This window comes from Metabacillus rhizolycopersici (genome assembly GCF_020075705.1).
Window position 1 is genome coordinate 1 of record NZ_JAIQUM010000128.1, and the last position, 8,718, is coordinate 8,718.

General features: G+C 34.6%; 12 protein-coding genes and 4 pseudogenes. 2 read left to right on the plus strand and 14 right to left on the minus strand.

Annotated features, from left to right (window positions below; translation table 11 throughout):
- Window positions 1–127, plus strand: a pseudogene (locus tag K9V48_RS26145) (IS6 family transposase); the annotation flags it as partial.
- A 437-nt stretch (window positions 128–564) separates the two neighbouring features.
- On the opposite strand, the gene K9V48_RS26150 reads toward K9V48_RS26145, so the two are convergent.
- The 13 genes and pseudogenes from K9V48_RS26150 to K9V48_RS26210 form a co-directional block, all read right to left on the minus strand.
- On the minus strand, window positions 565–1,341 hold the full coding sequence (locus tag K9V48_RS26150) for a sulfite exporter TauE/SafE family protein (protein WP_224142020.1): 777 nt from the start codon (window positions 1,339–1,341) through the stop codon (window positions 565–567).
- A gap of 51 nt (window positions 1,342–1,392) precedes the next feature.
- On the minus strand, window positions 1,393–1,620 hold the full coding sequence (locus K9V48_RS26155; RefSeq protein WP_224142021.1) for a sulfurtransferase TusA family protein: 228 nt from the start codon (window positions 1,618–1,620) through the stop codon (window positions 1,393–1,395).
- Window positions 1,621–1,643: 23 nt separating this feature from the next.
- A complete protein-coding gene (locus tag K9V48_RS26160; RefSeq protein WP_224142022.1) occupies window positions 1,644–2,771 on the minus strand; it encodes an MBL fold metallo-hydrolase in 1,128 nt (375 codons plus the stop codon).
- Between the two features lie 47 nt (window positions 2,772–2,818).
- Window positions 2,819–3,214: a DsrE/DsrF/DrsH-like family protein gene (locus tag K9V48_RS26165; protein WP_224142023.1), complete on the minus strand. Its 396-nt coding sequence runs from the start codon at window positions 3,212–3,214 to the stop codon at window positions 2,819–2,821.
- Between the two features lie 19 nt (window positions 3,215–3,233).
- Window positions 3,234–3,809 (minus strand): sulfurtransferase TusA family protein, encoded by a 576-nt coding sequence (locus tag K9V48_RS26170; protein ID WP_224142024.1) that lies wholly within the window; start codon window positions 3,807–3,809, stop codon window positions 3,234–3,236.
- A gap of 52 nt (window positions 3,810–3,861) precedes the next feature.
- Window positions 3,862–4,158, minus strand: coding sequence for a rhodanese-like domain-containing protein (locus tag K9V48_RS26175; protein ID WP_224142025.1), 297 nt, complete (start codon window positions 4,156–4,158; stop codon window positions 3,862–3,864).
- A 24-nt stretch (window positions 4,159–4,182) separates the two neighbouring features.
- Window positions 4,183–4,545 carry a rhodanese-like domain-containing protein gene (locus K9V48_RS26180; RefSeq protein WP_224142026.1) on the minus strand — a complete coding sequence of 121 codons (363 nt, stop codon included), beginning with the start codon at window positions 4,543–4,545 and terminating at the stop codon, window positions 4,183–4,185.
- A gap of 30 nt (window positions 4,546–4,575) precedes the next feature.
- On the minus strand, window positions 4,576–5,055 hold the full coding sequence (locus tag K9V48_RS26185; protein WP_224142027.1) for a DsrE/DsrF/DrsH-like family protein: 480 nt from the start codon (window positions 5,053–5,055) through the stop codon (window positions 4,576–4,578).
- Window positions 5,056–5,122: 67 nt separating this feature from the next.
- Window positions 5,123–5,350 carry a sulfurtransferase TusA family protein gene (locus tag K9V48_RS26190; protein ID WP_224142028.1) on the minus strand — a complete coding sequence of 76 codons (228 nt, stop codon included), beginning with the start codon at window positions 5,348–5,350 and terminating at the stop codon, window positions 5,123–5,125.
- Window positions 5,351–5,433: 83 nt separating this feature from the next.
- Window positions 5,434–5,694, minus strand: coding sequence for a metal-sensitive transcriptional regulator (locus tag K9V48_RS26195; RefSeq protein WP_224142029.1), 261 nt, complete (start codon window positions 5,692–5,694; stop codon window positions 5,434–5,436).
- A gap of 13 nt (window positions 5,695–5,707) precedes the next feature.
- Window positions 5,708–6,085 (minus strand): rhodanese-like domain-containing protein, encoded by a 378-nt coding sequence (locus tag K9V48_RS26200; RefSeq protein ID WP_224142030.1) that lies wholly within the window; start codon window positions 6,083–6,085, stop codon window positions 5,708–5,710.
- Window positions 6,086–6,253: 168 nt separating this feature from the next.
- Window positions 6,254–6,436: pseudogene (locus K9V48_RS26205) on the minus strand (DUF302 domain-containing protein); the annotation flags it as partial.
- A gap of 35 nt (window positions 6,437–6,471) precedes the next feature.
- A complete protein-coding gene (locus K9V48_RS26210) occupies window positions 6,472–7,032 on the minus strand; it encodes a cupin domain-containing protein (protein ID WP_224142031.1) in 561 nt (186 codons plus the stop codon).
- A gap of 384 nt (window positions 7,033–7,416) precedes the next feature.
- Here K9V48_RS26210 and K9V48_RS26215 point away from each other — a divergent pair.
- A pseudogene (locus K9V48_RS26215) lies at window positions 7,417–7,845 on the plus strand (DUF2202 domain-containing protein); the annotation flags it as partial.
- A 581-nt stretch (window positions 7,846–8,426) separates the two neighbouring features.
- Here K9V48_RS26215 and K9V48_RS26220 read toward each other — a convergent pair.
- Window positions 8,427–8,718: pseudogene (locus K9V48_RS26220) on the minus strand (IS110 family transposase); the annotation flags it as partial.

Genomic DNA, 8,718 nt, shown 5'->3' on the forward strand with positions numbered 1-8,718 from the left:
TCATACAACCATTATGCGTTGGGTTCATCAATATGGACCTGAATTAGATGAAAGAGTACGGCGTCATCTCAAGCAAACAAACGACTCGTGGAGAGTCGATGAAACCTATATAAAAGTAAAAGGACAAAGGAAAGGGTCTATTAAAAACGTTCGTTAAACTACATACAAAATTCCGAACGTTCATAAAATATTTTGATACTTTAACGAACGTTAAAATTGATTGATTTTATAAATAAAAGAACCGTTCGAAAAAGTTTACTTTTATGAACGGTAAAATTATAAGACCTTATAATACTTTTTGTAAATTTAAACCAATCAATGGAATCACTCGTCATCTAATATTTGTGGCGAGTGTATTTGGCATTCAAAAGATGTCGTTTATGGCAGTATGTTTTTTGCATAGAAAATAAGGCGTTATATACAAGTTATGCATAAAATCTTGTATATAACGCCTTATTTAGAGTAAATGCTTATTGTGCTAAAGCCTCCGTTAATTTAAGTTAAATAACTTCACAATATCACTATTATAGAGCACCTATTTCTCTTGTATAATTTTAATAAAACTTATAAAATTGCTATCCAAGTCTTCACTGCTGTCATTAAAATTAAAATCCCCATTATGCCTTGCAAAACTTTTGTGTTCACTTTTTTTCCCGTGTTGGCTCCTAGAGGTGAAGCAATTAAACTCGCAACAACCATAATAAGTGAAGGCAGGATGGGTACTTGACCTGTTGCGACTTTTCCAGAAACAGCTCCTATTGACGAGATAAGTGTAATTGCTAAGGAAGAGGCAATAGTCATTCTTGTTGGTATTTTTAAAACCACAAGCATAATAGGAACTAATAGGAATGCGCCTCCCGCACCTACTATGCCAGCACCAATGCCTACTGTAAAAGCAAATAATACCGCAAGCCATTTGTTGAATTTTACTTGTTCTAAAAGGATATCATCAATTTCCTTATTGGGAACAAACATCATGACAACAGCAATAAGAGCTAAAATTCCATAAACGATATTAATTCCACTTTCCGGCATATGAGTAGAACCAAATCCTCCAATAAAACTTCCAATCAAAATGCTAATTCCCATGTAAGTAATTAATGTTTTATTTAAATAACCACCTTTACGGTAAGCCAAAACACCACCAACTGTCGCAAAGAACACTTGGATGGCTGTAATTCCTGAAACTTCGTAAACTGTAAAATCTTCTACACCTAACATGACTGGAATATATAATAACATTGGGAAGTTGATGATTGCCCCACCAATTCCTAACATCCCTGAAATAAAAGAGCCTACAAATCCAATTAGGAAGATTGTCATTATCAAATTAATATCCATGTTGTCCCCCCTCTTTAGAAAAAGGGAACCTAATTTGGTTCCCTTTATTTTTTAACCCTTTTTAATCCAAAATGTTAACACGCCGTTTTCTTCTTCATGCTTTAATACTTCGTGTCCACCAGATTTAGCCCAGGCTGTTAGATCATTTTTTGCCCCTTTATCAGTTGTATGAACTTCTAATACTTGACCTTTTTCAAGCTCTCCTATTGCTTTTTTGGTTTTAACAATCGGCATTGGGCAAGCGAAGCCTTTTGCGTCTAATACTTTTGTTGCTTCCATTTTATCTTCCTCCTTGTTCGGAATTATCGAACTGCACAACGGTTTGGTCCGATTTCCATTTCTCGTTGTTGATCAATGTCCGGATTGATTTTCCCCATATTTGTTTCACGAATTTCTTGATACGCATTTGGCTGTGGAGGTAAGTTTTCAGTTACCAATTTTCTAAATTCATTTTCATCTTCGATATTGAGTCCGTGATTTTTTGCGAACAATATACCTAATTTTTCTGACACACTACCATCATCATTTAACTCGTCTATGATCATAAAATGTGCTGGAAGGACAATTAGCTCTTCTGACAATTCTCTGTAGCGTTTATATAGAGTCTCTCTTAAATCACCAACCCAATCTTCTGCCTTACCTGCCAGGTCGGGTCTTCCGATTGAATCAATGAACAAAATATCGCCTGAAAGCAAGAACTTTTTATCAACTGCAAAAGATGTAGAACCAATGGTATGACCTGGTGAATACAATGCTGCAATATTAATAGTTGTGTTACCGATTGTTACGTCATTACCGTCTTCTAATGGTTGGTAATCAAAAGTTACTTCTGTTGCATCCTTTGGTGGTAGCCAGTAGACCGCACCAGTTTTCTCGGCAATTGTACGTCCTCCGGAAATATGGTCAGCATGAAGGTGCGTATCAAATACATGTGTAATTTTTGCTCCTATGCTTTCGGCAAAATCAAGATAGATATCCGTCATACGTGTTGCATCAATCACTGCTGCTTCACCGTTTGAAAGCACCATGTAAGATAAACAACCTTTCCCGATTCGAACGAATTGATAAATTTCGCCACCATCATTTAGGTCGCCCACTTTAACCGGTTCTAAATGTTCACTCCATGCTTTCATTCCGCCCTTAAGGTATGACACGTTTAGCCCGGCATCAGAAAGCATTTCTGCCACCATTACTGATGAACCTTCCTTTGCACAAACAACCAATACTTCTTTGTTAGTCGGAACTTTCTCCATAATTACTTCTACACCATCAAGCAATTCAAAATAAGGAACATTTAAATATTCAAAGTTTTCTCCTTCGATTTTCCAATCGTTAAAATCACTTTCATTACGAACATCAAGAATAAACAACTCTTCTTTATTAAAAACTTTTTTCGTCACTTCTTTTGAAATCATTACATTTACACTCATTTTAAATACCCCCAGTCGTATTATTTCATTTTAAAAAATATATTGATTTAAAAAGTTAAAGTTACATCTGTATCCTTTGCAAATTCTAAAAATGTTACTGCGCCACCTACTTCAATTCCATCAACAAAGTCTTCTTTTTCCAATCCCATTACATCCATTGTCATTTGACAACCTATAAATTCAACACCCATTTCTTGTGCCATAGTAGCCAATTCCGGAATTGAAGGTACATTTGCTTGTGCAAATCCTTCTGCAAAATGTTCTTTACCTTCGGGCATAGGAAGTTGTTTGTATGCTTCTTTATGGATCAAATGTAAACCTTCAAAAGTAAAGTAAATAGCCACTTTTTGGTCAGTTGCTGCTGCTGCCGTTGCAATATTAAATACTTTGTATGCATCAAATAATCCACCATTACTTGCAATAATCGCTACTTTTTTATTCATTGTTTATTCCTCCTAGTTTTTAGTCGTTGATACCTGTTGTTTTACCATTCCATCGACTCATACCTGGTACAACATTAATTACGTTAGTAAAACCATTTTCGGTTAATTTCTGTGCGGCAAGATCGCTGCGATTTCCTGTTCGACAAACTACGTAGATTTCATCATCTTTATTTAATTCATTTAATTTGTTTCCCAATTCACCTAATGGAAGGGAGATTGCATTAGGAATATGGTTAAAAACATATTCTGCAGCTTCTCTTACATCGATAACTACGATGTTTTCATTTGCTTCTATCTTTTTCTCTAGTTCTTCATTATTGATAACATTTGAATGCCTTTTTTCATTGGATTCATCATTAGAAGATTTACGAAGATAATGCTTCAGCATTTCGCCTTCTTCGATTGTCCCTAAATATTGATGTCCTGAGCTTTCAGACCATGCTTTCAAGTCTGCTTTGGATCCTTTATCTGTCGCTTGAACTTCTAATACTTGCCCTGCCTCCAGGTTATTCATTGCTTTTTTTGTTTTAACAATCGGCATTGGACATGCTAATCCTTTTGCATCTAAAATCACGTTAGCATTCAAGATTTCCATTTTAAAGCCTCCAGTTTTTATACCTATATGGGTATTGTTTTTGTTAAAAAATTTATTCAACTTTACCTTCCCAAGCAAGCATTCCACCGGCCATGTCGATCACGTTAAATCCATAATTTTCAAGGAATTGCGTGACACGACCACTTCTTCCTCCGGAACGACATACCATAATATACTCTTTTGCTTTATCTAATTCATGCATGCGAAACTCAACTAAACCTAATGGAATATTAACGGCACCTGGAATTTTCCCAGCAGCAACTTCATCCACTTCACGTACATCAATAATATTTAATGTTTTTCCTCCGTCTAATAAAATCTCTACTTCTTTTGCAGCCATTTGTTTCATTTTTTAGTCCTCCTTATGATTGTTTTAAGACCAAGCACTCATGCCGCCTTTGACGTTTGTTACGTTTATAAATCCTAATTTTTTCAGGATTTTACTAGCTTGTTGGCTTCTCATCCCACTTTGGCAAATCACGATTACTTCCTTTTCCTTTGAAAGTTCTTTCGCTGCTTTTTGAGCAAGTTGATGAAGAGGGATATTTTTAAAACCTCTGATATGATTTCCTTTAAACTCTCCAGGTGTTCGGACATCAACAAATTGCTTGTTCTTGTTATTTAATTCTGTTTTCAATTCGGTTGTGGTAATTTGATTAACACCTTTTATCGGTAAGAACCTCTTGAACATAAAGAATAGAAATAGTGCAATTAAAAGATAGTTTAGATAATCCATTTGTAACCTCCCTCTGTAGTGGAAAAGCACTTAGATAAACAAATTAACATTACCTTCCTCTGCATCTGCTAAATAGGCAGCAACTCCGGCATATTCAATGTTGTCTAACAGCTCTTCTTGTTTAAGTCCTAACAGATCCATCGTCATTGTACACGCAACAAGTTTTACGTCTTGTTCTTGAGCCATTTCAATTAATTGTGGTAAAGGCATAGCGTTATGCTTTTTCATAATATCTTTAATCATTTTGGGACCAAATCCAGCAAAGTTCATTTTTGAAAGTCCCATTTTATCAGCGCCTCTAGGCATCATTTTGCCAAACATTCTTTCCATGAACCCTTTTTTGACCGGAATATTTTCATCTTTACGTAAGGCATTTAATCCCCAAAACGTGTGAAAAATGGTTACTTCATGATCATAAGCAGCTGCACCATTTGCGATAATATAGGCAGCCATTGCTTTATCATAATCGCCACTAAATAAGACAATTGTTGTTTTTTTCTTTTCTGTCATGTTAGTACCTCCTAGAAGTGAATTAAAAACCTATACGCGTATGGGTATTTAAAATTTTCGAAAAAAATTATCCTTTTTTAATCCAAAACTTTAATACATCGTTTTCCTCGTCATGTTTTAATAGTTCATGACCTACCGATTTAGCCCAGGCAGAAAGATCATTCTTAGCGCCTTTATCTGTTGTGTGAATTTCCAAAATTTCACCAGATTCAATTTCATTCATCGCCTTCTTTGCTTTAACAATAGGCACTGGACAAGCTAAACCTTTTGCATCTAACACTTTATCTATTTTCATCGTTTTATTCCTCCTAATCCCAAAATACCATTACCCCTATGGGTATAATATTAAGTAAAATAAAAGAGGGTGTCAACCCTTTTTTATCGACTTTTTACCAGTAGGTTTACAGCTTCTTTTACTAATTCTTCTGTATTTTCACCATTTTTATCAGCATTCCGAACACACTCGACTAAATTTGAGCTAACAATTAAACCAATTGTTCGGTCAAGGGCAGTTCTCGATGCAGATAATTGAGTAATAACTTCTTTGCAGTCTTTATTTTCTTCCATCATTTTTAAAATTCCTCTTAGCTGTCCTTCAATACGTTTTATTCTATTTTTCATTTGATCATTGTAATCCACTGTTTTTCCTCCTTTAACAATTAATTTTTCTATTTAGCAAGGTTTCATTTAAATATAACTTGTGATGATTAATGTTCGTATATCCGACAACTCGAAAACCTTGTTTTCTTAAAAAGCGTGTCCCAATATTTTTCTCAAGTCTGCTTGTAACAATTAAATGTAAGTCATTGTTTGAAATATCTTTTAAATTTCTTTTAAGATAAGAAATAGGTATATTTATTACCCCATTGATTGGCTCTTTGTAAGATTCGTTATAGTCTCTTACATCAATAAGAGCAATCCTATCCAAATCAAGGTCTTTCAATTGAATACAAGGTAGACAAATAACCGGGAAATACCTTTTATATAAAATAAATGCTATTAATATTGCAGCTAAAATTAAAAATATCATTTAGACCACCTTCAATGAACAATTGTCATCGACAAGATCCATATTATACCCCTATAGGTATATTGTCAACAATAATATTTCATTTGAGTAAAAATAGACCACAATTAACATAGCGGTCAAAAAATGATATATCTAAATTTAGTAAATCAATTTTCGGGCGTTATTAAATCATACGCTTTTATCAATACAACTAATTAGCCGGTCTTCAATATCTTTAGCAAATAACTTCATCTTTTTATCATTAAGAAGGCTGATCAGAGCAGTTGGTCTGGGCATGCCAATTTTCGTTTGTCCATTATCTTCATAAACAACTATCTTACAAGGCAAAAAGTATCCAGCCATTTTGCATTCATCTAAAGTCCTTCCAAAACAACTGTATTTCCATTTCAGTTACCATAGCCTTCTTCTGAAGCCATTGCATCTGCTTTAGTCCTATGAACAGTACCAAATGGATGGTTTGGTGGGGCATATATCGAGTATAGTTTTAAAGGGACATTTCCTGTATTTGTGACATTGTGCCACATTCCAGCCGGGATTATAATGGCAGAGTCATCAAAAATTCTCCTTTGAAAACTTAAAATATCTCTACCTTTGCCCATTTGTACAATTCCCTGACCTTGTTCAACTCTTAAGAATTGATCAACGTTAGGGTGCATTTCCAAACCAATATCTTCACCAATATTGAGACTCATTAATGTAACTTGCAAATGATTACCTGTCCATATTGCTGTACGATACGTATTGTTTTGCTTGGTGGCTTCATTGATATTTATAACAAATGGGTTTGCTCCATAATCTTTTAACATAATCCTATTATGACCATAAGATGACCGATACGAACCAAATGTCTCATTGGGATCAGCCCAATAATCTGTAGGATTTCTGTAAGTATGCATTGGTACATTCACATAATAAGGATATTGATACATATAGGGTGCACAGTACATTTTCCTCAATCCCTTCACTTTAATTAATTATTATTTACAAATTATCCTATGTACTGTAGGAGAGGAGTGTACTTGACTGAATGTAATTTTAAAGAAAGAAACATCTTCTTCTTTATCGATTTTAACCTATTTTAAAGTTCTTACATCCATTGTGTTTTTACTATTGAATGACATCTTTTTGTATCCAAGGTACATTTTGATTTCTGTTTTATACACTAATAAGAGAATAATTTGGAATTTGAAGCAAGCTCCACAACCAAAACATTGGTTCAGCAGCAGGAAAGGAAAAGAATTTAGGAGGTGAAAATACAATCAATGTATGTAAAAAATTTTTTCTTCCACAATCAAACCCCTTATCATAAATCATTGGTAAGACAAAATGCTAATGACTATGGAGCCAAAGGTGCTTTAGATGCCCCAACATTAACTTTACCTCAGATGTTAACCTATGCTTTACAAGACGAATTTCTTGCTCAAGCTAGATATAATAACATTCTTTTAAACTTTGGATATATACGTACATTTGCCCAAATCCAAGAAGCTGAATTAAGGCATATTAGTGCTTTACTTCCTCTTTTTGAACGATATCAAGTACCTAAGCCTGAAGACATTTCAAGAATGTTTGTTACTACCCCAGAAACAATAAAAAACGCTTTTGCTTCTGGAGTACAAGGTGAGATAGAGAATATAAGTATGTATAATAGATTTCTTTCTTTAAATCTTCCAACGGATGTAAGAACTGTATTTACACAGTTAAGAAATGCATCAATGAATCATTTGAATGCATTCGAAAGAGGCTTATCCCGAAATTAGGTCATTTTCACAAAAATATACCCTTTGTTTTTTCGATGGAATTCATATGGATATCCTTCCTTTGAGGGGTATCTATAATTATTTTTATGATATTTCCAATTGATTACTCATTACCTATTCCATAATATGGCCCAATTGTTGAACACAAGTTAAATACTAATCTTCAACTAACTCCCTCAATAAACTAATCGCAATCTCACGATTACTCTAGAATTCTTAGGATTTCATAGCCACATCATTAACCAGTATTTACGTAAGATCAGCATTACTCCTCAAGGATAGGGATTTACCGAAAAAAGTGTATACTAAACCAGCCAATTACAGGAAAAAATTGGGTTTAGTGTTGTTATGATCGCACTTTTGGATGTCCACATGTCTCATGGAGGTCAACCCTCCCATGCCTCACAGAGTCCTCGCTCTCAAATTCCTTCGTCCAACCTTTCCATGAGATGGATGTCAGTTACGCTGGCCCACAGGGTCCTTGCCCGAAGTTTTGTTGCTTTACTGACTAATCCTTGCTTCAAATGTACCCGAACCTTTAGTGCCTAACTACTTACTACTTAATCTAATCTAAAACATAATCAACCGGCTATTTTTACATTCTCTGATACTGCCATATAAGGAATATCCTTTAACATCTTTTCTTCACTAAATTCGAATTGTTTTTTACCTATGGCAAAGAGTATACGTATGAGCTTATTACACAAGGCGATCAGAGATTGCATCTTTTTCAATGGGTTGTCAGATCGTTGTGTATAATAGGTATGGAGTGCTTTAAAAGCTGAATTCTTCGCAACGAGTATCATACAGACTCTGAACAACAGAGCACGAAGTTTCTTTCTACCTCGCTTCGTAATCCTTGTTTGTCCCTTG

What these genes read in the sequence shown, in the direction of transcription:
- K9V48_RS26155 (WP_224142021.1), bottom strand. Translation starts at nt 1,620, where the DNA reads ATGGAAGCAACAAAAGTATTAGACGCAAAAGGCTTCGCTTGCCCAATG.
- K9V48_RS26185 (WP_224142027.1), bottom strand. Translation starts at nt 5,055, where the DNA reads ATGACAGAAAAGAAAAAAACAACAATTGTCTTATTTAGTGGCGATTAT.
- K9V48_RS26180 (WP_224142026.1), bottom strand. Translation starts at nt 4,545, where the DNA reads ATGGATTATCTAAACTATCTTTTAATTGCACTATTTCTATTCTTTATG.
- K9V48_RS26175 (WP_224142025.1), bottom strand. Translation starts at nt 4,158, where the DNA reads ATGAAACAAATGGCTGCAAAAGAAGTAGAGATTTTATTAGACGGAGGA.
- K9V48_RS26160 (WP_224142022.1), bottom strand. Translation starts at nt 2,771, where the DNA reads ATGAGTGTAAATGTAATGATTTCAAAAGAAGTGACGAAAAAAGTTTTT.
- K9V48_RS26165 (WP_224142023.1), bottom strand. Translation starts at nt 3,214, where the DNA reads ATGAATAAAAAAGTAGCGATTATTGCAAGTAATGGTGGATTATTTGAT.
- K9V48_RS26190 (WP_224142028.1), bottom strand. Translation starts at nt 5,350, where the DNA reads ATGAAAATAGATAAAGTGTTAGATGCAAAAGGTTTAGCTTGTCCAGTG.
- K9V48_RS26150 (WP_224142020.1), bottom strand. Translation starts at nt 1,341, where the DNA reads ATGGATATTAATTTGATAATGACAATCTTCCTAATTGGATTTGTAGGC.
- K9V48_RS26200 (WP_224142030.1), bottom strand. Translation starts at nt 6,085, where the DNA reads ATGATATTTTTAATTTTAGCTGCAATATTAATAGCATTTATTTTATAT.
- K9V48_RS26170 (WP_224142024.1), bottom strand. Translation starts at nt 3,809, where the DNA reads ATGGAAATCTTGAATGCTAACGTGATTTTAGATGCAAAAGGATTAGCA.
- K9V48_RS26210 (WP_224142031.1), bottom strand. Translation starts at nt 7,032, where the DNA reads ATGTACTGTGCACCCTATATGTATCAATATCCTTATTATGTGAATGTA.